22 protein-coding genes are annotated in these 22,593 nt (G+C 33.3%); 10 read left to right on the forward strand and 12 right to left on the reverse strand.

Annotated features, from left to right (window positions below):
- Nucleotides 1–166: 166 nt before the first annotated feature.
- Both BM088_RS13325 and dnaQ read right to left on the reverse strand, forming a co-directional pair.
- Complete coding sequence (locus tag BM088_RS13325) at nucleotides 167–1,552, reverse strand: TIGR03503 family protein (RefSeq protein WP_091984704.1); 1,386 nt, start codon at nucleotides 1,550–1,552, stop codon at nucleotides 167–169.
- 9 nt (nucleotides 1,553–1,561) lie between these two features.
- Nucleotides 1,562–2,269 (reverse strand): DNA polymerase III subunit epsilon, encoded by a 708-nt coding sequence (gene dnaQ / locus BM088_RS13330; protein WP_091984707.1) that lies wholly within the window; start codon nucleotides 2,267–2,269, stop codon nucleotides 1,562–1,564.
- 66 nt (nucleotides 2,270–2,335) lie between these two features.
- Here dnaQ and rnhA point away from each other — a divergent pair, with 66 nt between their 5' ends.
- On the forward strand, nucleotides 2,336–2,806 hold the full coding sequence (gene rnhA, locus BM088_RS13335) for a ribonuclease HI (protein ID WP_091984709.1): 471 nt from the start codon (nucleotides 2,336–2,338) through the stop codon (nucleotides 2,804–2,806).
- A complete protein-coding gene (locus BM088_RS13340; RefSeq protein ID WP_091984712.1) occupies nucleotides 2,803–3,663 on the forward strand; it encodes an MBL fold metallo-hydrolase in 861 nt (286 codons plus the stop codon). Before rnhA ends, BM088_RS13340 begins: the two co-directional genes overlap by 4 nt.
- On the opposite strand, the gene BM088_RS13345 is transcribed toward BM088_RS13340, so the two are convergent.
- Both BM088_RS13345 and truC read right to left on the reverse strand, forming a co-directional pair.
- On the reverse strand, nucleotides 3,650–4,093 hold the full coding sequence (locus BM088_RS13345) for a flavodoxin domain-containing protein (protein ID WP_091984714.1): 444 nt from the start codon (nucleotides 4,091–4,093) through the stop codon (nucleotides 3,650–3,652). The two genes, BM088_RS13340 and BM088_RS13345, sit on opposite strands and share 14 nt — an antisense overlap.
- A 22-nt stretch (nucleotides 4,094–4,115) precedes the next feature.
- Nucleotides 4,116–4,910, reverse strand: coding sequence for a tRNA pseudouridine(65) synthase TruC (truC, locus tag BM088_RS13350; protein ID WP_245763824.1), 795 nt, complete (start codon nucleotides 4,908–4,910; stop codon nucleotides 4,116–4,118).
- Between the two features lie 110 nt (nucleotides 4,911–5,020).
- On the opposite strand from truC, the gene BM088_RS13355 reads away from it, so the two are divergent.
- Nucleotides 5,021–6,049, forward strand: coding sequence for a DUF3549 family protein (locus tag BM088_RS13355; RefSeq protein ID WP_091984716.1), 1,029 nt, complete (start codon nucleotides 5,021–5,023; stop codon nucleotides 6,047–6,049).
- Nucleotides 6,050–6,419: 370 nt separating this feature from the next.
- Nucleotides 6,420–6,719, forward strand: coding sequence for a DUF3301 domain-containing protein (locus tag BM088_RS13360; protein ID WP_091984719.1), 300 nt, complete (start codon nucleotides 6,420–6,422; stop codon nucleotides 6,717–6,719).
- An 895-nt stretch (nucleotides 6,720–7,614) separates the two neighbouring features.
- On the opposite strand, the gene BM088_RS13365 is transcribed toward BM088_RS13360, so the two are convergent.
- Nucleotides 7,615–8,256 carry a GNAT family N-acetyltransferase gene (locus BM088_RS13365; RefSeq protein ID WP_425439312.1) on the reverse strand — a complete coding sequence of 214 codons (642 nt, stop codon included), beginning with the start codon at nucleotides 8,254–8,256 and terminating at the stop codon, nucleotides 7,615–7,617.
- Between the two features lie 79 nt (nucleotides 8,257–8,335).
- On the opposite strand from BM088_RS13365, the gene BM088_RS13370 reads away from it, so the two are divergent.
- The gene (locus BM088_RS13370; RefSeq protein WP_091984724.1) at nucleotides 8,336–8,566 is read left to right on the forward strand and encodes a DUF2789 domain-containing protein; all 231 of its coding nucleotides are present in this window, start codon (nucleotides 8,336–8,338) and stop codon (nucleotides 8,564–8,566) included.
- Between the two features lie 57 nt (nucleotides 8,567–8,623).
- Here the strand turns inward: BM088_RS13370 and BM088_RS13375 are convergent, their stop codons facing one another.
- Nucleotides 8,624–8,992 (reverse strand): DUF3192 domain-containing protein, encoded by a 369-nt coding sequence (locus tag BM088_RS13375; RefSeq protein WP_091984727.1) that lies wholly within the window; start codon nucleotides 8,990–8,992, stop codon nucleotides 8,624–8,626.
- A 172-nt stretch (nucleotides 8,993–9,164) separates the two neighbouring features.
- On the opposite strand from BM088_RS13375, the gene BM088_RS13380 reads away from it, so the two are divergent.
- Together BM088_RS13380 and BM088_RS13385 are read left to right on the forward strand one after the other, a co-directional pair.
- Nucleotides 9,165–9,452, forward strand: coding sequence for a hypothetical protein (locus BM088_RS13380; protein ID WP_091984729.1), 288 nt, complete (start codon nucleotides 9,165–9,167; stop codon nucleotides 9,450–9,452).
- Nucleotide 9,453: 1 nt separating this feature from the next.
- Nucleotides 9,454–10,227: a Zn-ribbon-containing protein gene (locus BM088_RS13385; protein WP_091984732.1), complete on the forward strand. Its 774-nt coding sequence runs from the start codon at nucleotides 9,454–9,456 to the stop codon at nucleotides 10,225–10,227.
- 53 nt (nucleotides 10,228–10,280) lie between these two features.
- Here BM088_RS13385 and BM088_RS13390 read toward each other — a convergent pair whose 3' ends face one another.
- On the reverse strand, nucleotides 10,281–10,631 hold the full coding sequence (locus BM088_RS13390) for an Hpt domain-containing protein (protein WP_091984734.1): 351 nt from the start codon (nucleotides 10,629–10,631) through the stop codon (nucleotides 10,281–10,283).
- A 153-nt stretch (nucleotides 10,632–10,784) separates the two neighbouring features.
- Between BM088_RS13390 and BM088_RS13395 the strand changes: the two genes are divergently transcribed.
- The gene (locus BM088_RS13395) at nucleotides 10,785–11,342 is read left to right on the forward strand and encodes a tRNA-uridine aminocarboxypropyltransferase (protein WP_091984737.1); all 558 of its coding nucleotides are present in this window, start codon (nucleotides 10,785–10,787) and stop codon (nucleotides 11,340–11,342) included.
- 109 nt (nucleotides 11,343–11,451) lie between these two features.
- On the opposite strand, the gene BM088_RS13400 is transcribed toward BM088_RS13395, so the two are convergent.
- From BM088_RS13400 to apbC, 3 genes are all read right to left on the reverse strand, one after another.
- Nucleotides 11,452–13,881, reverse strand: coding sequence for an EAL domain-containing protein (locus BM088_RS13400; RefSeq protein ID WP_177208043.1), 2,430 nt, complete (start codon nucleotides 13,879–13,881; stop codon nucleotides 11,452–11,454).
- 195 nt (nucleotides 13,882–14,076) lie between these two features.
- Nucleotides 14,077–14,664, reverse strand: a complete 588-nt coding sequence (gene dcd / locus BM088_RS13405; protein WP_091984743.1) for a dCTP deaminase — start codon at nucleotides 14,662–14,664, stop codon at nucleotides 14,077–14,079.
- Nucleotides 14,665–14,725: 61 nt separating this feature from the next.
- Nucleotides 14,726–15,856 (reverse strand): iron-sulfur cluster carrier protein ApbC, encoded by a 1,131-nt coding sequence (gene apbC / locus BM088_RS13410; protein ID WP_091984746.1) that lies wholly within the window; start codon nucleotides 15,854–15,856, stop codon nucleotides 14,726–14,728.
- Between the two features lie 143 nt (nucleotides 15,857–15,999).
- Between apbC and metG the strand changes: the two genes are divergently transcribed.
- Together metG and BM088_RS13420 are read left to right on the forward strand one after the other, a co-directional pair.
- A complete protein-coding gene (metG, locus tag BM088_RS13415; protein ID WP_091984749.1) occupies nucleotides 16,000–18,027 on the forward strand; it encodes a methionine--tRNA ligase in 2,028 nt (675 codons plus the stop codon).
- Between the two features lie 315 nt (nucleotides 18,028–18,342).
- Complete coding sequence (locus BM088_RS13420; RefSeq protein WP_091984752.1) at nucleotides 18,343–20,031, forward strand: coiled-coil domain-containing protein; 1,689 nt, start codon at nucleotides 18,343–18,345, stop codon at nucleotides 20,029–20,031.
- On the opposite strand, the gene BM088_RS13425 is transcribed toward BM088_RS13420, so the two are convergent.
- Both BM088_RS13425 and BM088_RS13430 read right to left on the reverse strand, forming a co-directional pair.
- Nucleotides 20,028–20,546 (reverse strand): sugar O-acetyltransferase, encoded by a 519-nt coding sequence (locus BM088_RS13425; protein ID WP_091984755.1) that lies wholly within the window; start codon nucleotides 20,544–20,546, stop codon nucleotides 20,028–20,030. The two genes, BM088_RS13420 and BM088_RS13425, sit on opposite strands and share 4 nt — an antisense overlap.
- Before the next feature lie 96 nt (nucleotides 20,547–20,642).
- Nucleotides 20,643–22,433 carry an ABCB family ABC transporter ATP-binding protein/permease gene (locus BM088_RS13430; RefSeq protein ID WP_091984758.1) on the reverse strand — a complete coding sequence of 597 codons (1,791 nt, stop codon included), beginning with the start codon at nucleotides 22,431–22,433 and terminating at the stop codon, nucleotides 20,643–20,645.
- Between the last annotated feature and the right edge of the window lie 160 nt (nucleotides 22,434–22,593).

The following is a 22,593-nucleotide window of genomic DNA, read 5'->3' on the forward strand; positions in this document are numbered from 1 at the left end:
GGACGGGACTCGAACCCGCGACCCCCGGCGTGACAGGCCGGTATTCTAACCAACTGAACTACCACTCCGCTATTTCGCTTGCTGGTTAGGTCTCCCTTGCCAGCGGCGTGAATAATACGAATGAGGCCCTATTGAGTCAACTATTATTTTCATTTTTCAGCTTTTTTTAGTCATCTGAGATAGAAAGGTTCAAAATTTCATCGCTATCGTTTGATTTACGACCATTTTTAGAGTTACCACTAGGGTCATCAAAACTAAAATCATCTTCAGCCATACTTTTTTTATTTTTGAATTTAAAATTAAATTTAAACTTGAAATTAAATAAAGGTTTTTTCTGCACTATTAGTCTAAAAAATAGCCCTCCTAGTATTAAAATAATGACATTGCCAAATACAATTATAATTAACAACTTATTTGTATCTATTTTAGGTTCTGCTTTTTGTTCAGCTAAACTATTAATTGTATCAGTATCGACTAATTCATTTTTTGTAAGCGGTTGTTCAGGAATATCTTCTACAGGCGCTTCAATTTCAAAAGTATAATTATCCAAAACAGTCATAAACTCTCTTCCATTTACATTAGTACCAAATGCGGATAATTCGATAACATAATTACCCCAATCATAATTAACGATTGGAATTGTTCGGATTTGAGTTTCGTTTGCTGGAATTGAAAATGCTTGCTCTTCATTATTAGGATAAAAGATTTTACCTTGTATCAAAACGGTTTTAGGATCGACTTTATTTTTATCCACTTTTATTTCTAATAGATGTTCTGATTTGGATTTTTTAGCAAGTGTTAATATGTACGAAAAAGGTGGTTTTTCTAATAATATAGGTTCGTGTACTAATTTACGTTCGACTAATGGTGTTATTAAGAAAAACTCAGGGCGCCACTGACCACTAGCAAATGTCAGTTTAAACTCACCAGTAAAAACTGCATCCCCGGGATATTCGTCAAAACCTTTACCATCATCTTTAAATTCAGCGACTCGTACAGGTTCAGCACCAAAATTACTGTATTCACTATTATTGGTGCTAACAAAGTCTACATCCAATGTAACAACGTCTCTAAAATGCCCAGATGTAATAGGCTTACCTCCATTTGTAAGCCGCCCTGTTAACTTTATTGTTTCCCCTTTAAACATGAGTGCAGGCAATGGGTCAACTTCTAGTTCTATTTCACTTAAAACAAGAATCTTACTTTCAGGTAAAATATTGCCAACAGCCTGCCATGGTCCTGGCATAGGTTTTTTGATTTTAATAATGTCGTATGTTAAATCATCGTACCACTCAATTTCACCAGTGATCCCTTGAGTTGCATACATTTTACTACCATCTGGACGAATTAAAATAACAGGTGGTGAGCCTCTTTTCCTGAAAAACAAAAGCGTAATTTCATCAACCTTATAATCTATTCTAAATCGATTATTTAATAACTTAACTTCATTTTCACCTGCATCTCTTTGTATTATCTCTAATGTTTTATCAGGCTCAACAGCTAACAGCATAGGAGTAAATAAATATAACATTAGACAAATTATTTTTTTCATTCTAAAACCTTATTGACGCCATAAACAGCTTCCGCCTTTTGATTCCACTAGATCAAGCCTAGATTCATGTTCATTCATTTCATCAGGTGTTGCCATTAAAACCGTTAAAGGCGCTCTGTCAGCAGGCAAACGAATTATTTCTCCCTCCCTAGCATTTTTATTAGCACCATCCGTTCCATAATTTATATTTACCTGACCACCTGTCATAGTCAAATAAACATCCGCTAAAATTTCAGCATCGAGTAAAGCTCCATGCATGGTACGCTTAGCGTTATTTATATCGTACCTACGACATAAAGCGTCTAGGTTATTTTTTTGACCTGGATGTAAGTCTCTGGCCATTTTTAGGGTATCAAGAATTTGGCAATATTCAGCCGTTTTAGGATATCGAGTCGTTAACTTCGCAAATTCATGATCCATAAAGCCCACATCAAACGCAGCATTGTGGATCACAAGTTCTGAACCTTTTATATAATCAAAAAACTCTTGTGCTACTTGATGATACCTGGGTTTATCACGTAAGAATTCATTTGTAATACCATGAACATTAATTGCTTCATCTTCAATGGGTCGGTCTGGGTTGACATATACATGGAAGTTATTGCCTGTCAGACGTCGATTGATGAGCTCTACACAACCAATTTCAATGATCCTATGACCTTGTTTAGGATCTATGCCTGTGGTTTCTGTATCGAGAACTATTTGTCTGTGGTCCATATCGCCTATTACTTAATTCTGTTATTTTACAACTAACAAGTATTCTACATAAATAATAGGTAATGCGTGCAAAAAAGCGTAGAAATTTATACCGATGGCTCCTGTTTAGGTAATCCCGGACCTGGTGGCTATGGTGTTATTTTAATTTATAAAGGCCATATAAAAGAATTAAGCCAAGGATATACTTTAACAACCAACAATAGAATGGAGCTATTAGCAGCTATAATAGCTTTAGAAGCATTAAAACAAAATTGCAAAGTCACATTAACGACAGATAGCCAATATGTAAAACAAGGTATTGAATCTTGGCTACAAGGTTGGAAAAAACGAAACTGGCAAACATCAAACAAAACACCAGTTAAAAATATAGACTTATGGCAGCGCCTTGATAGTGTAAATGCACGTCACACTGTAAATTGGCTATGGGTAAAAGGGCATTGTGGACATGTGCAAAATGAACGCTGTGATGACTTGGCACGAGACGCTGCCCATAGTAAAAACTTAATAGAAGATTTAGATTATATAGGTAAGTTATGAGTGTAAAAATAAAAGCTTTTTATAATGAAGGCACTTCCACTCTTTCATATATAGTATTTGATTCAAAATCATTAAAAGGCATGATTATAGATCCAGTACTTGATTTTGATATATATTCTGGCTGCTTATGTTACTACAGTGCAAATTTAATATTGGATTATATTGATTCTCACCATCTTGATATAGACTGGATTGTAGAAACACATACACATGCAGACCATATCACTGCAGCACAATTTTTTAAAAGTAAACTAGGAGCAAAAGTCGCAATAAGTGAGACTGTAAAACAGGTTCAACAAACATTTAATGCCAAAATGGATTTGAATATTCACGTTGACGGCAGTCAGTTTGACCATTTATTTGTAGATAACGAAGTCTTTTCATTAGGAGATATTCCTGTACGAGTCATTGCGACCCCTGGACATACACCTGACAGTGTATGCTATTTAATCGACGGTAATGCATTTGTTGGCGATACATTATTTATGCCCGATAGCGGTACAGCCCGATGTGACTTCCCTAATGGGGATGCAAGTCAGCTGTTTCATTCTATTCAAAGGTTATTTGAAATGGGTGATGATTTAATATTATGGATGTGTCATGACTATCAACCACATAATCGAGAGCTTGTTTATAAGACAACGGTGTTAGAACAAAAAAAATATAATATTCATTTAAAACACAATACCAACCAACATGATTATGTATTAATGCGTCAGTTGAAAGATGCAGCTTTAGAGACACCTAAATTATTACTGCCTGCAATACAAATTAACTGTAACGCTGGAGTTTTGCCCTTAGATAAAAATAATCATTTAGGTTTTATTAAAATCCCACTTAAACTTAAAGCGATTTAATAAAAGACATAAGCCAAATTAATGCAGGTTCTTCAGGTTCAAAATTTTCACAGGCATCAATATCTAACTTTTCAATGCATGCTTTTGCTTGTAATTCTTGTAACAGGAGATCTATTTTTTTACCGGCCCCGCAAAATGTATCGCCATAACCACTATCTCCCATAGTAATAATACCGTAGGGGATATCTGTTAGTAGAGGGAATTGATCCTTCAACTCAAGATATAATGACTCTAATTCAACAGGTATATCGCCAGAGCCTGTTGTAGAGGTTACAAATAACATATGTGTTGCTTGCAATACATCATTCACAGTACCAGGTAGATACACCTTTGCCTTATGATTATTTACATGTATTTTTTCAGCTAATGCAAAAGCTAACTCTTCAGCACCACCATAAACAGAACCAACAAAAATACTCACTTTAGCCATTATATTCTCCAAATATTCCTTTTTATTTTATCTTTGTATAAGCACTTTCTAATTCTGGCCAACCTAGTTTCTTAAAAATAGTTAAAGCTTCATCATCTATTGATGCTGTTATATTAATTATTTCATCAGAATACGGGTGTTTAAAATTTAAGTTAGTGGCAAATAACATTAAGCGTCTCAGTTTAAAATGCTCCCTAAAAAAATGATTATGTTTATTATCACCATGATTCACATCACCAATAATAGGGTGTGTTAAATGATTTAAGTGTCGTCGGATTTGGTGCTTTCGTCCAGTCTTTGGGAAACATTCCACCAGTGAATATCGAATACTGGGATATTTCCCAAAGGGAATATCTAAACTAGCTTGATATAAACATTTAAAATCTGTAATGGCACTTTGCGCTGGCTTATCTTGATTAGCATGTTTATCAGCTATTTTATCAAGTTGTTCTTTTAACGGTTTATCTAATAACTTTTGCTCTGGAGCAAACCCTCTGACTAATGCCAAATATCGTTTTTGTACTTGATGAGCAATAAATATTTCATTCACTTTCCTTGCAGATTCTGAACTTAAAGCGAATAATAAAACTCCAGAGGTCGGTCTATCTAATCGATGCACAGGATAAACATGTTGCCCTATTTGATCTCTGAGCATTTGCATTGCAAATTGTGTTTCATGTTTATCTAAAAATGACCTATGAACCAGCAGTCCCGAAGGTTTGTCTATCGCAACAAAATACTCATCTTGATATAGAATTGTTAGTTCAGGTTTTTGTATCATTTCTTGATTAGCGTCTGTATTTAATATTTCATCCATTTTCTACTGCTTTCATTTCAAGACCTATAATGGGGTGATTATAACAAGTTATTGGCACAATAAAGTAAACTCATTATAATTGCGCAAGTATATATTCTTAAGGTTAATTAATGGACAACAAAATCTCAACATTAGCACAGTTATTAGATGCTGCAGGTACTCAGTGGCGTGTTTTTGATATTGGCCGCAGGATCACTAAAATAGATAAAGATTCTTTCGAAAAAATTGAAAACGCTCAAATCCCTTACCCTGCTCCTTTGCAAAAACATGCATTATTTGCAATCTTATTTTGGGATAAAAAAGCCACTGATGAACCCTATATTTGGTTTTTAAAATTCCCATTGGATGAAGAAAGTAAACTTGTACAAGCAAGTAGAGATCATTTTTCGAGTATGGTTTTAGAGGCTTTAGGCACTCAATTAACAGGAGCGCAAGACGGTAAACAGCTTAATAATAACCCTTATATATTCACACCAAATGCAAATAAACGCGCTGCATTTAATGCATTAATGAAAGTAGAAACAAATAAACCTGCCTCAATTTATTATGAACAGGTACAATTGTACTTTACTGGCAAATTAGGGTTTACAGATTGGCAGTCACTTTCTTTGCAAGGTATCGCTGACTTTTCATTCAGATTAGACAAAACTGAAAATACGGAAAGTTTACTAAACTCCTTGGCGCATATACCGTTAGAAGTCAGTACTCCCTTGTCTTCAATGCTTGAAAATATAGCAATATCTCCAACTTTAACTGAAAAACTTTTAAAACTAGCAAAATTATCAATTGAAAATTCAGATATCACATCACTTGTAAATTATTTGCGCTGCTTATCAAATACTAAAGCTCAAGGCTTACTTGACGAGTTAATAGATAATATTTTACAGACAGATTTAGCCTACGAGCTAGATATTATTTTAACAATAACTGGTCGAACTTGGCTAAGTCTTTCAGACCCAAAACGACTTCATATGTTTATGGACAAAGTTGCAACGACCGATAAGCATCCTGACTTATTTTCCGGTATTTTTGCTGATCTTGTTGCAATTCCGATAATACGCCCTCATTTATTAGGTTTATTACGTGAACAAAACCGCAGTAAAGCACTCTCTACTGCTATTGGAAAACTTTTTTCTTAACATGTATACATAAACCACTCCAAGATGCATATTTCAAGACTGCTGAACAGTTCATGATCTAAAACGCATTCTTTGAATTAATGGTTACTCTCTTAAAAGGAGATAGACAAGGAGCAGAATTTTCTTAAAAATCTCCGTAGGGTTATTTAGAAACACTTTATATTGCGTTATTGATTTTTAAAAGTGAGTAACCATTCTCTGTAATCAATGCATTGCTTCCATAGGGGGAGGTACTTAGGGTATATTTGGAAATTACAACCTGTATCTAAAGTGTTTCTAATTCCAACTGAACCCTGCGTTTTGGAGTCATTTGGGTATTAATCCATATTTTAAAAATAAGAATATATAGCAAGCTTATTAAGGACTTTTTATGGCTACACTTTGGTTATTCATTTTAATCGGCGCCACAATTTACTTTTTTTGGTTAAACAGAAAAATAGCTGAATCAGCACAATTACATGCAAAAAATCAGGCCGAAAAACTACAAGTTCAATTATTAGATGTCGCATGTAAAAGAAGAAGACTAGGGTTATTACGAACAGGAAAGCCAGGATTAAAAAGTACTTTTATTTTTGATTTTTCAAGTGATGGAGAAAGTCGTTATCAAGCTGAATTAGAGATGGAAGATATTAAACTTGTAAATGTAGCTATACCACCACATAAAATTTAATCTGTTAGTTACATAGTCTTTAAACTAGATTACTTTAGTTTATATAGAACTAAGGCGTAGCATTAGCTACGCCCCAATCTTATTTTACCTCCATGTTCAAGGTTTTCCTTCCCCTTTGGCTAAGCCTTCCATTTAGTATCCATTACAAAGATTTAATCCATTAAACCTAACATGGTCATCATGACCCTATTCCTTGCCTCATCCTGAGGTGTCCAACCCATCCTTGCCTTTCCCTGATTTTTGAGTATCCATCCCCATCCTATTGCATCATGCAAAACATCCCTGAACATCCTGTTCGATGTTAAGTCATTTAACATCTATTACATCCCTAAGTCCCTTTCCTTGTATCCTTGTGACACCATCTTGGTATCTGTCTTAAATCCTTTCCCTGACATTGGTTAATTCCATTAACCAAGTATTAAATCATTTAATACTTTTCCTTCCTAGCAATCCCTTTCCATTTCCATTTTATTCCTTTGACACCATCTTGGTATCTGTCTTAAATCCTTTCCCTGACATTGGTTAATTCCATTAACCGAGTATTAAATCATTTAATACTTTACCTTCCTAGCAATCCCTTTCCATTTCCATTTTATTCCTTTGACACCACCTTGGTATCTGTCTTAAATCCCTTCCCTGACAATAAAATCACTTCCTGTGACCTTTGTGCTCCTTACAAAACTAATATTAATCGAAAAATTAAATAAAATTAGATACAAAAATGAATTATAATTTTATATTAATATGGCCAAACAAATAAACCCCTTAAATATCTTGGTGTTAGCCATATAAAACATTCTAACCTTACCTCAATAACAGCCAATACCCACATAAATGTAGGATATATCTCACAGTTAGACTTCCACTATGCTGATCAATAAAAAAATAATTAAATTTATATTTTTGTTTTAAACAATAAACTCCCTTGAACATTGCTAAACGCCAACGCTTTTAAACATTTAAAACCACTCGTAATGAATAAATTATGTAAATCATCTCGAGTAACATATACCGCTAACCCGGCTGTTTCATTATCATTTTCAATCAGGTCATCTAACGCTCTTAATAAATAGCGGCCTAACCCCTGCTTTTGCATCCCTGGAGCAACAGCAATAAATGCCAAAAAGTGATACGTTGAATATTCATTAAGTTCTTCTCTTATTGCACTTTCTTTTTCTATGAGTTGCTGAGTTGTAAGGTACCCTGCACTCAACATTAGTTTTAAACGCCAATGCCAATACCTTTGCGCTTTCATTTGCGTATCTGACTTAAAAACACATGCCACAGCTTTTAATGATTCCCCCTTAAACAAGCCAATTAGCGGTTGGTGGCCTTGCCAAAAGCTATTGAGCTCTTCTCGGATCAAAGCTCTTAATTTTTTTTCATAAGAAGAAGCTGTTGATTTATCAGATTTTAATATTTTCATTAATAAAGGGTCATCATGGTAAGCCTGATATAACAAACTAGCAGCAATATTTAAATCTTCTGCGGTTAAATAAATGGCTTTCAAAGCTTCATCAGTGGAGGTCGGTGCTATAAATGTATCCATAAATTCTCTCTTATTATTATTATGTTCTATATTTATATAGAAGGTAATTCTAATATTAGGAAATGAAATGGATACAAATTTACATAATTTAACGAATTTATTTGCACAACTTGGTCTAGCAAATTCAAAAACTGAAATTGATAAATTCATTGCAAGTCATCAAATATCAAATTCGGTGCATATTAGCCAAGCTTCTTTTTGGAGTTCAGCACAAGCGAGTTTTTTAACTGAGTCTTTAGACCAAGATGGGGATTGGAGTGAAATAATAGATCAATTTGATACTTTATTAAGAGCATAAAAAACAAAGATATCATGACCTTGCCTAAAGTTTAAATTTGATATCTTTGATTGTTTTTTATAAATGCTTTGAAAGGTTAGCTCCATTACCAATAGCAATAAGCTTACTATCTTCAAATTTCAAAAAATGACATTCATCTTTTGTTGTTTTACTATCAGAACTTATTTTATGAGTTCGGTAGAATAATATTTGCATTTGCTTACCCTGATTTTTGTATACTTCGTAGAAATCAGGTGTTCCCAATTTACTTTTAACTAAATCAATAGATTGATTTAAATTTAAACCTGTAATTATTGTTCTATTATTTTCTTGCCTTACTTCCCAGCTATCTCTTGAGTAATGCTCACCATCGCCATCAACAGCAATAACACACCCTGTTAGAGCAAGTGGCGATATAAAAAGTAAAGTTGTTACTAGCTTTTTCATTATATTATTTCCAATAATCACATTTAATGTAAAAACTATACATATCAACTTTCAAGCCAACCTTTAACATACTGATTTTTATTATTAAAATTTAAAACATTTAAAAACGGCTAGTTAATCTTGATAATTCACGCTAAAATTTAGCTAATTTGACCAATTTAGGAGTGCCTCAATGGAACAATTTGTTATTGAAGCCATAAAAAAAATACTTGTTCAAAACAAAATACCTTCTGTTGCTTTAATTAAAGCCAAATTAAATCATTCTGTACCAATGCAGACTATTATTTCAGTATTAACAAGTTATAAAAGTTCTCCTAATGATTTTAAAAGTATAGAAAATAAAAAAGAGGAAAATGCATCTGAAAACACCTTATCTCATTCCCAACTCGATAGAATTGAAATGAAACTAGATAAACTTTTACATTTACTTCAAAAACAACCCAAATTAGGCGATATGTAAAATGTTTGTAGTAGATTTAATTTTTGACTGCTATCAAGATACAACTTTAGAAGCAGCAGAAAAAGCAATTATCAGTCTCGTTAATGCATTACGATTCAATGGACAAATAATAGGTGAGGAATTTCCTACAGTATTAAAAGATGGTTATTTTATAACTAGGGTAATGTGTCCCGAACAAGACTCTTTGCATCCGTTATATCATAGTCCTTTTGTAAAAAAGAGTTTAGACAAGCTGAATGACATAGGCTTATTACAGCCAAAAACTAAGGTAATAGGCCAAGATATTCATGCAAATGGAGCCGATACTTGTTCCGAGCCTAATAGTTACATTTTATACACAACCTATGTGCATACCTGCAGCCCTTTATATTGTGGTGATGATTTCATGCCTATTCCACTTTATAAAATCCCAGCTATTGCAAATGGAGATTATAAAGCACTCATTAAATGGCAAGAAGATTGGCAAGCCTGTGACCAAATCCAAATAAACGGTGCAACGAGATGTGAATTTGCAGCAATCAATGAATTAGCCGATATAAAAAGTGATTTATACCGACGCGGTCAAACATTAAGAAAACGCATTGAATTTTTAACCAAAAAACCTGTGTATTATTATCTTTATCGAGTTGGTGGGTTAGACAAGGCATCAGAACAACAAAGGCAATGCCCAAGCTGTAATGGAGACTGGAAGTTAGCAGAAGCCTGGTTTGGTATATTTGATTTCAAATGTGATAAATGTGGCTTAGTATCTAATATTTCTTGGGACCATCAATAGCAACACCATAGGTAGTATTATCTGCAATTATTGTAGGTAATACTAACTTATATTCAATCTGTAGCACTGAGTTTCCAAGTATTTATTTTATTTTTAGTTTGTTCAATAAATGTTTGCAATAAAGACGCATGAGCCAGAGCTTCTTCCAAGTTTCCTTTACTTAAAGAGTGTTCAACATTTTTAGCCATTTCCGCCAATGATAAAGCACCAAATTGTGCAGCATTAGATTTTAGACTATGCGCATGTCTTATTGCACTATTGCTATCAACTTTGATACTTTGATTTAACTCTAAATTCAACCGATCAAATTCGCTATAACAAAATGTCAAAGTAGTGCCAAATTGCTCGCCCAATAAAGACTTCATACCTGATAAAGCATTTTCATCAATGACCATATCTTCCATAAGAACCACCACCCATAAACTTAAAATGCAATGCTTGAATTACATTTTAAGTTTATGCCCGAATTAAAAAAAAACAAATTTAAATTAATTTGTTCGTACCTATCAATCAGTTTAAAATGACATCATATTTATAAGAATATTAGACTTAAAATTATGTCTCGCTCTATTTGTAGCAAATGTCATTATCCAAAAAAAACCTGCGTATGCGAAGCTGTCACGCGTATTAGCTGTCAAACTAAAGTTTATGTAATGCAGCACCCAAGTGAAGTGAAAGCAGCAAAAAATACAATACGATTAGCACAGTTATGCTTGCCAAGTATAGAAGTTATAGTAGGTGAAGAACCGGTAGATTTTAATAAAATAAAAAATCTCCCTTTAGAAAATACATTCTTACTTTACCCTAATGAAAATGCAGTGGAAATTGAAAATTTAGCAGTAAAAAACATCGCAAAAATCAATTTAATTTTACTTGATGGAACTTGGAAGAAAGCCTATAAAATATTAATGAAAAATCCTTGGTTAGCCAAATATGAAACTCTGAGTTTTGCCTCTTTACCACAAAATCAGTATGCAATACGAAAAACAAAACGTAGCGATAGCCTGTCCTCTTTAGAAGCTATCGCATACAGCTTGGAGGTACTTGAGGGAATAAATACAACCCCTTTGTACCAAGTTCTGCACAAAATGATGCTTAATTTTCAACAACATTAAGCCTATGCCATTTTTTGAATATACAAACACTTGTTACTTGAGAATTAGCTATTACGGCGCGAAAAATAAGCTAAGTTGTTTTAAATGAGCAATTGGCAACAAGTAAACCCTAACCAGTTGCTTGATAACGCTGTAACCACTGATAATAATCTGAAAATGGCATTGGTTTTCCAAAATGATACCCTTGTGCTATTTCGCATCCATATTGACGTAAAATTTTTGCAACATTCTCATTTTCAACACCTTCAGCTACAACTAACGCACCTAAACTTTTGGCCATTTCTATTGTTGTTTTACAAATAGTTTGGTCTCTTTTACTATGTTCCAACTCCATAACAAATTGTTTATCTATTTTAATTTCATTAAACCTAAGTTGACTTAAATACGCTAATGAAGAATAGCCAGTGCCATAATCATCAATGGCAATTTTCACGCCCATTTTCTTAAAATCATCCAAGACCTGATTTGCAGCTAAAGAGTCACTAATACTAGCAGATTCAGTTAATTCAATAATAATTGTTGTCGGATCAATGTTAAGTTCCGTCAATAAGGAAATAACCTGAACAGGTAAATCTTTCTTAATTAAATCTTGCGCTGAGATATTGATTGAAGTTTTATGATCAGGGTAAAGCTCTAATAGATTTTTATGTTGTATAAGAGCTTGTTCAATGACCCATTCAGTGACATCATTAATGAGACCAGCTGATTCAGCAATAGGGATAAAATCATCAGGAGGAACAAACCCTATTTCAGGATGCTGCCAGCGCAATAGCACTTCGCAGCCATAAATTGCATTATTCTTTAACTCTATTTGAGGCTGATAGTAAAGAGATAACTCATTATTCATCAAGGCTCTTCTTAAATCAGCAGCTAACTTTAATTTTTGCTGCACTAATTGATTTTCATCAACTTGATAGATACACCAACGCTCACCTTTATCAGATGCCCCCTCTAATGCTTGAAGTGCCCTTTGCTGTAATTCATCTGCATCATTGGCATGAAAAGGAAAACTTGCAATACCTATATCAACATTACCAACAAGATAAGTACCGTCAATATACACACCTTTTTCTAATGCTGCGTTTATTAAAAATGCGTATTGTTCAATCAAATCACTCGGGATTTCGTTATATAAAATAACGGCTAATGCATCATCCTTAATTCGTGCTATTTGCACAGGAAGTGACAACTTATTACCTTCGATAATAACTAAGTCTAAACCTGATAACTGCACATTAAGTTGCTTTGCAACTTGAGTAATATATTCATTTGCATGACTTATACCAAAACTTGCTCGAGTATCAGTATATGCTGTTGGTTTTACCAAAATTAATGTATGTTTTACATTTTCATCTTGCAGTTTTTCTAATTGTTTTTTCAATACAAAATGATTTGGTAAACCTGTTACAACATCATGTGTTGAATGGTAAATTTGTTTTGCTTCTTTTGCTTTATATCGCTCAGAAAATGCATAAGATATTAATAATATCTCAGCAGTTACTGCAAACAAATCTGTATTATAAAGTATGCTAACTTGCCAATATTCATAAAAGAAAGGAGCTGAAGTCATTATTCCAACAACTAAAATTGGCAACCAACTGATCAAGAAAACTCTAACCCAACGATATTGTGCGTTATAATTTGCAACCAACACAAAAATTAATGTTGAATAAAAAACACATTTAGCGAGAATTAAAATTAATTCAGTATAGTTTTGATAAGTTATTAAATTTATCAATAATAAACCTAAAACAGTAAAATTCCCTGCAATCGCTATTTTCCAATAAAAACGTTTTCTCTTATAAACTCGCAAAAAATTCAAAGCGAATAATGTTGCAAAAATAAAATTGAAAAGTTCAAATGTAGTGATATTTTTATGTATCAAAAATATAAATCTATTCGGGAAAACATAATTCATGAATCCCTGCTCAGCAGATAAAATGGTTAAACTTAATAACAAATAAATACTATAATAAATAAATGTTCGATCACGCGTACTTCTGTAAAAAACAAGGTTATATAAACACATCATGAGTAATATACCTATGAATCCCCCCCAAACGATGTAGCTAATACTTTGTTTATTTTGAAATCTACTTTTAGTGTACAAATCAAATGATATGTTCGAAAAGTTTTGAGTATTTAGTTTTATATATAAAACAGCATTCTTTTTAGCTGGTACAGACAAAGCGATGTTTGGTAATATCTCATTTGTTTCTAAATTTAATAAATTTCCTTTTTTTAGTAAATTAGATTTATTATTTAAAAATTCTTCAAATAAATAAAACTGTGATCCCGCTAATACTGAACCATTTAAATAAATAATATGGGGTTCTACTTTATGTGAGGAATTTGATAATTTAACTTTGAACCAAATTGGATTTTTAAACCCTGACAGCTCAGGTTTAATGTTTAAAGTAGAAAAAGGGCTAAATTGATTCGATTTGAGAGATAGTATTTCATTAATTGAATGTTGGCTTGATTGTCCAACATAATATTCTAAAGCATGATCAATATTAATATGACTATCAACAGACAAAAGCGAAACTCGCTGAGTATCACTATAAGCTGCTAAACTAAATAAGAATATAACGCAAGATATTATACAGCTAAAAAACCGTCCTTGATAAACCATACTCGTACCTGAAGTAATATCCTTAGTACAAGTATGGAAGCTTTATCAAAATCTGCCATTTAAAATGTAAATAATTTTAATATCTCACATTAAAATTATTTAAGCCTCATCATCACTAATCCTACTTGCAACTGCCCCACTTTGATCTCTGTATTTGGCATCCTTTCGTGCATTGTAAGGTTTTTCTGCTGGGCTAGACATAGTCTCAAAGCTCAATGCACCAATTTTCATTTTTGGCCTTAGTGCTAAAGGCAACTTTCCTGAGTTATAAAATTCCAAAACAATGTTTCCTGACCAACCAGGATCGATTCTATGTGCAGTTACATGAACCATAAGCCCTAAACGAGCCAAAGAAGAACGCCCATCTAACCAGCCAACTATATCTGATGGAAGAGTGACAGATTCAAATGTCATAGCTAATGCAAGTTCACCTGGGTGCAAATAAAATGCCTCATCATCTTTAATGATAATTTCATCACTCATAATTGCCTCCATTGATTTATTTACTTCATCTTTAGGTCCACTTAAATCAATATAAGGCATAGCATGTTCTTTAAAAACTCTGAACTTATGTCCTAATCTCAGATCAACCGTTATCCCTGAAATCATTTCATCAGTTGGTTCCGGTATAATTTTAATATGTTCTTTTTGTAAACTTTCTTTAATATGAAGATCTGATAGTCTCATTACTACTTTTAGCCTTTTACCTTGTAAACAACCTTTAGGTTATTTAGTTAATTCGTCAAATTTAATCATCTGTAATAATGATTTCAACAGCGCTCTTACTTGTTTGTTGATAATATAACTGACTAGCGACTAATCTGGCAGCTTTTCGGTAAAATTCACTAATATTCAATGATGGTTCATCGGCAATCATTTTCCCTTGCTCACCATATTCTCTAATCGCTAATTGTAATGGAATTTCTGCTAATAAGGGTATGCCATAACGATGTGCCATTACTTTTCCACCACCTTGACCAAAAACATGACTCGTTTGATCACAATGACCACAAATAAAATGGCTCATATTTTCTATTAACCCCAAGATTGGTACTTTTACTTTTTCAAACATTGCAATGCCTTTTTGCGCATCAGCCAAAGCTAAGTCTTGGGGCGTTGTAACTATGATTGCACCACTTGCTGGAACTTTTTGCGACATGGTTAATTGAATATCCCCTGTACCAGGTGGCATATCCACAATAAGATAATCTAACTCCCCCCAATCAGTTTCATTCAATAACTGAGTTAAAGCGCCTGAAGCCATAGGACCACGCCAAACCATTGCACTTTCAGCTGGTACTAAAAAGCCTATAGATTGGGATTTTATCCCTTCTTTTTCAAAAGGCAACATGGTTTTTTCATCTTTAGCCTGAGGTTTCTCCCCTTCAAGACCTAATAAAATTGGAATGGAAGGACCATAGATATCAGCATCCAAAATCCCAACTTTTGCACCTTCACATTTTAATGAAGCAGCTAAGTTAACTGCTGTAGTTGATTTACCAACACCGCCTTTGCCTGAAGCAACTAAAATGATGTGTTTAATTTTGTGGATTTTTTCAGCTTCTTTCAATTTACACGTTAAAGTTAATTCTACTTTTAATGCTAATTTTTCAATTAAATAATTTTCTATGCCTATCCTCTCACCTACTGCAGGGAAATTTAATTCCAATGTTAATTTTATACAAGCGAAAGCATGCAATTGTTTTTCAAAGCTCAAATCAACTATTAAACCACAATCAAGTAAACCAAGAGGGAATACATCACTACGATATTCTTCAAGAGATTTTTGCAACAAACTTTCAAAATCACATTCTTGAGATGTTTTTTTATGCTGTTTTTGTGTTTTTGAATGATTAAATAACTTATTTAAACTAAACATGATGAGAAATTAGAGTTTCGGTAATGAAAAATGCCGTTAAATTATGTAACATTCACGGTATTAAAACCAGTCTGTGCTTAAAATACTTATAAATTACATTTTTAATGTCTTAAGCAAATTAAATAACATACGGTAAAAAATTTATGGCACCTAGAAAAATCCTCATCACAAGCGCGCTTCCTTACGCAAATGGCCCGACGCATCTTGGCCATATGTTAGAATATATTCAAACTGATATCTGGTCTCGCTTTCAAAAGTTGAGAGGCCATGAAGCATACTATGTTTGTGCTGATGATGCTCACGGTACACCGATCATGTTAAATGCTCAAAAGCAAGGCATTACACCAGAAGAAATGGTTGCTGCAGTTAGTTTTGAGCGACAAAGAGATTTTGCTGATTTTAATATCAAATTTGATAATTACCACAGCACCCATTCTGAAGAAAATAAAGCGCTCAGCTCACTCATTTACACACGATTAAATGATGCTGGCTTCATAAAAAAGCGTACAATAGAACAGTTATTCGATCCTGAAAAGTCAATTTTCTTACCCGATCGATTTGTGACAGGTACGTGTCCAAGCTGTGACTCAATAGATCAAAATGGGGATAGCTGTGATTCATGTGGTGCAACATACAGTCCTACAGAACTAAAAAATCCAAAATCAGCTATGTCAGGTGCAACTCCTGTACTTAAAGATTCAGAACATTTTTTCTTTGACTTGCCGGCATTTGAAGGCATGTTAAAAGAGTGGTTACATTCTGGCTCTATTCAAGAAGAAATGGCAAATAAGCTACAAGAATGGTTTACTGATGGTCTTCAACAATGGGATATTAGCCGAGATGCACCTTATTTTGGTTTTGAGATCCCTGGTGAACCTGGTAAGTACTTTTATGTTTGGCTCGATGCGCCTATCGGCTACATGGCAAGCTTTAAAAACCTATGCGACAAATCGAACCTAAGTTTCGATGAGTTTTGGGCTGAAGATTCAAAAGCTGAGTTATACCATTTCATTGGAAAAGATATAATTTATTTCCATAGCTTGTTTTGGCCAGCCATGCTTGATGGTGCAAAATTCCGTAAACCAACAAATGTGTTTGCTCATGGCTTTGTAACAGTCAATGGCGCAAAAATGTCAAAATCTAAAGGCACATTTATCAAAGCCCGGACATATTTAGAACATTTAAACCCTGAATATTTACGCTACTATTTTGCCGCTAAGCTTAATTCTGGCATTACTGATTTTGATTTGAACCTAGAAGACTTTGCACAACGTGTAAATTCAGATCTCGTTGGTAAAGTTGTAAACATTGCAAGTCGATGTGCAGGGTTCATCACTAAAAAATTCGATGGTAAGTTAAGCGATACAATAATGGATCAAACATTATTGACAGAATTCCAAAATGCATCCGAATCAATCGCAAACAGCTATGAAACGCGTGAATATGGTCGTGCAATTCGTGAAATAATGGCATTAGCAGATAAAGCAAATCAGTTTATTGATACAAATGCGCCTTGGGTATTAATAAAAAATGAAGAGACTCAAGAACAAGCACATCAAGTCTGTTCATTAGGTATTAACTTATTCCGCTTATTAATGGTTTACTTAAAACCGGTATTGCCAGAAATGGCAAATAATGTTGAGGCTTTCCTAAATGAAGAACTAACTTGGGAAAGTGCTAAAACACAACTTACAAGCCATGAAATCACTAAATTCAAAGCATTAATGCAACGCGTTGAAATGGACAAAGTAAATGCTATGCTAGATGATTCAAAGGAAAGTCTAGAAGCAACGACACAGGCTGTGATAGACCCAAATAGCCCATTAGCAAAAGAACCAATAGCTGATGAAATTGAATTTGATGATTTTGCTAAAGTCGACTTACGTGTTGCTTTAATCGCTAAAGCAGAACATGTAAAAGGTGCAGATAAGTTATTGAAGCTAACATTAGATTTAGGCGGCGAAACACGCCAAGTTTTTGCAGGCATAAAATCAGCTTATCAGCCAGAAGAAATTGAAGGTAAACTAACTGTTATGGTCGCAAACTTAAAACCCCGAAAAATGCGGTTTGGTATGTCTGAAGGCATGGTATTAGCTGCGGGACCTGGCGGAAAAGAAATTCATATTTTGAATCCAGATGAAGGTTCAAAACCAGGCATGCGTGTAATGTAAGCGCAATACAATAATAAGTTTAGCTTAGCTGTTACTTCACGATGTAGCAGCTTTTTTACACCTTACTTTTAATAAAATCTGATAAAAGTTAACTCTTTTGAAAGCATTCCTTAACCCACTCTTATGTTTATTAATAAAATTCAATTTACCTCTATTAAAAACTTGAAAATGATATACCATGTGAATCATATAACTGAGAGTAATTAAAGCTTAATATTTCTTTTTTTACTAAATTTGCTTCCCGCAACAATAATTTATAGACCTATTACTCTAATCAGTTATAAAATAAAAGTGCAAGTAAATAATAGGACAGCCATGACAACTCATTACTCTCAAATAAAAAAAATATGTAATGCACTTTACGATAGTAAAGAGGGATTATCTTTAGAACGTATTTTTGAACAAACTACCTTGCCAAAATCTGAAGTATTGATCCATTATAAAAAATGGCGAACAGAAGCAGCTAATGAGTCTTTTGCATCGGAGTCCGAAGCCAAAAATAATACAAACATAAACCAACTTCCTTTTAGCAATAATTTTATAACAGCTTTTAATGCAGAAGTTGCAACCCAGGCTAAAGAATTAAACAAAGAAACAGAACAAAAATTAGAAATTGCAGTTGAAGTTGAAAAAAATACCTCTATAAGCCTTCAAGAAGCTGAAAAAAACATTATTGAACTTAATGCTGAGATATCAAACCTTGAAGCACATATTTTAGATCAAAAAACACAATTTAATGATGAAGTCAGTGAGCTAAAAAGTAATTTAGAAACAACAACAATTCAATTAACAAAAGATTATGAAATAAAAACAACTCAACTCATAGAAACAAATAAATCTGAAATAACTGACTTAACGAATAGTTTTGAAGATAAAATTACAGGTTTAAATCAAGAAAAAGAAGAAATATCTTTAATTGCAAAAAACTATGAAACTGACATTATTGAACTTAACAAAAACCACAAAAAAGAAGTCACAGAACAAAGCGGAAAATATAAAAATGAAATAGCTGAGTCAAAAAATAAACTTGAAGAAAAAATAGCTCTCATGACCCAAGATCATGAAGTTCAAGTTGAGCACTTAACTAAAAGTCATGATGACATCATCAGTAACAATGTAACTGCTCATGAAAAACAAGTTACAGATTTAACTGAAAATTATGAAACAAAGCTATCAACTCAGGCAGATAATTTCAAAACACAGTCTACTGAAGTTACTGATAAACATAACGCTGAAACAACTCAGTTAACAGATGACTATGAAACGAAGATAGCAGAATTAACCAAAAATAAAGAAGCTCATATAGAAGAAGCTAAACAAACATATACTTTACAAATTAACGAATTAACTGATGATGTATCAAACAAAGCCCAAGAGTTAGGTAGCTTAAAAGAATCTTTGAATCAAACTGAAACTGAAAATACCCAACTTAAAACTCAGTTAGATGATACAGAAGTACAACTCACACAAAATACACAAAGCCTTACTGATGCACAAGAAGCTAAGACATTATTACAGACAACATTAAAACAAACAGAGACTAGGCTTCATGATTTAAAAACTCAAAATACTGAAGCAAATGAACATAATCAAAGTTTAAGTGAAACAATCAAAACACAAAAAGAGAGCGTAGAAAAAGCACAAACACTCTCCGAAACAGCAAAAAAATCTCTGCAAGATATGAATAAGGAAAACCAAAAACTCATAGAGCAAATGAGTTTTATCAGAAATAATTCAACCTCAACCTTAGAAAGGTTAACAAATAAGTCTGAACAGGCTTTCACAAAAATCCGAACCCTTGAAGAAAACCTCAGTAAAGAGCAAGCCGCCAGTTACCAAGCCAAATCTGAAAATGAAAGATTAAATGAACAGCTCGCATTCATAAAGCAAAACTCTAGTACAACATTTGAACGCTTAACAAAAAGTGCCGAGCAGGCAATGAGTAAAGTTCGTACATTGGAAAAAGAAAATGCCGAGTTAAAGGACAATATGGCCTCAGTCTAAAGTGCTTTGACTTTAACCGCAGGGTTACCCAGATACAAACTATCTGGGTCAACATTTTTTGAAACAAGACTCCCTGCACCTATCACACTATTATCACCAATTTTTACGCCAGGTAATATAATAACACCTGCGGCAATCCAAACATTTTTTCCTATAGTCACTTCTTGCGCATAATTATTTTTTTTCAGTCGTTCGGTAGGATTTATATCATGTGTTACAGTCAAAATTTGAACATTAGGTCCTATTAAGGAGTCTTCTCCAATTCGCACTTCACCGCCATCTAAAATAGTGCAATTAATATTAATATAAACACGGTCACCTAAAGTTAATTGATCTGCATAATCACAATGAAACCCAGATTCAATAAATACATCTTGCCCACACTCTTTAAATAAAGATTTTAATCGTTTAAGGTTGCCTCTGCTAGGGCTACGGCTAAACTGCCGACAAACCTCATGAACATGTTTTCTTTTTTGTATTAATTCAGATGACAAGCTATTAAATAGTTGTTTCACTATGGATCTCTCTAAGTGTTGACGGATAAAAACTTTAACCAAACAAAATAGTTTTACACAATAAACTTGATTAAAGCTCTGTTTATAAATACTTTACTAGCGTACTACATCCGATTGTTTACGCCATAAATCAGCATAAAAACCATTTTTAACAAGCAAATCTTGATGCGTACCCTGTTCTTTAATTTTCCCCTTTTCCATATACAAGATTTCATCAGCATCAATTATGGTAGATAACCTATGTGCAATTACTAAACTTGTATGTCCTGTTGCAACTTGTTTTAGTGTTTCCATTATCGCAGCTTCATTATGACTATCAAGTGAGGATGTTGCTTCATCAAATATTAAAATTGGTGTGTTTTTTAATAAACTTCGTGCAATAGCAACTCTTTGTTTTTCTCCCCCTGAAAGTTTTAATCCGCGTTCCCCAACCTGAGTATTCAGTTTATCTGGCAATGAATTAACAAAGTCACTTAATTGTGCATCTGCAATAGCTTTATTAACTTCTTTATCTGTAGCACTTAACCTACCATAACGCACATTTTCTAAAATACTGTTATTAAATAACACTGTATCTTGCGGTACAATCGCAATCAATTTACGTACAGAGTCTAATGAATAGCTTTTAATACTTTTATGACTAATCAAAATGTCACCACTACTGGCATCATAAAAACGATATAATAATTTTGTAATAGTCGATTTACCCGCACCACTTGGACCTACAATTGCTATTTTTTTACCTGCTTCTATATTAAAAGTTAATCCTTTAATGGTATTTTTTTTATTTTGATAAGAAAAACTGACATTTTTGAATTCAATACAGGCATTTATTAGCTCCAGATTTTTAGCATTACCATCTTCAAAAGTTTTTGATTTTATAGCCAGTAACTTAAACATATTTTCTATATTTGTTAATGAACCTTTAATCTCTCTATATACAAAACCTAAAAAATTTAATGGTATAAATATTTGCATCATAAAAGCATTCACTAATACAAAATCACCTAATGTCATATTTTTTTGTGCAACATCAAGTGAAGCCAAAGCTAAAGTTGCAGTCATTGCAAGTGCGATGATCAAAGCTTGCCCACCATTAAGTGCAAACAGCGACAAGCGGTTTTTACGCCTTGCATTTTGCCACTGAGCTAAATCTTTATCATACTCAGCTTTTTCATACCCTTCATTATTAAAGTATTTAACCGTTTCAAAATTTAAAAGACTATCAACTGCACGGGAGTTTGACTGGTTATCAGCTAAATTAGCTTCTTTTATATATTTTATTCGCCAGTTTGTAGCCTTTACTGAAAATAAAATGTACAAAAAAACCGCTACAATGATTACGAGTGCATATTTAACTCCATAATTAACACTGAGTATACCAACAACAAAACTGAGCTCTAATATAGTTGGCCCAATATTAAAAACAAAAAAACGCATTACAAAGCTTATTCCTGAAACACCTCTTTCGATATCTCTAGCTAAGCCACCTGTTTTACGATTTAAATGAAATTCAAGATCAAGCTGATGAATATGAGAAAATACTTTTAAGCTGATCTGACGCATCGCACTTTCAGTCACTCTGCCAAAAAGCACGTCTCTGAGTTCAGAAAAAAGTACATTTGTGAAACGTACTAAACCATAAGCGGCAACAAGCATTAACGGTAGTATTAATTCAGGAGATGCTAAATCTTGTTGTTTTTCTAATAAATCAACCGTATTTTTTAAAATAAAAGGTAAATAAACACTTGCTACCTTAGCCAATGCTAAGCAACAAAAAGCAAGGATAATACGGCTCTTATATTCAGTTAAATATGGTAAAACTTGCTTAAATACACGTAAATTAAATTGGCTATCAGGATCTGGGATTGTAAAATCATGCTTCATATATATTAGTGCCTATTTGGGTACTTTTAGTCGTCAAGCTCACAGCTAAAGACAGCTAAAGCTTTTCCTAAGACTTAGGTATATGTATACTAACTCGAAGTAATTAAATTAGCATGACCTATTTTTACAGCCTTTTGTCGCTTTTTATTTGTGATAAATA

Origin of the sequence: Pseudoalteromonas denitrificans DSM 6059 (assembly GCF_900112265.1) — a bacterium.
Classification (GTDB): Bacteria; Pseudomonadota; Gammaproteobacteria; order Enterobacterales; family Alteromonadaceae; genus Pseudoalteromonas; species Pseudoalteromonas denitrificans.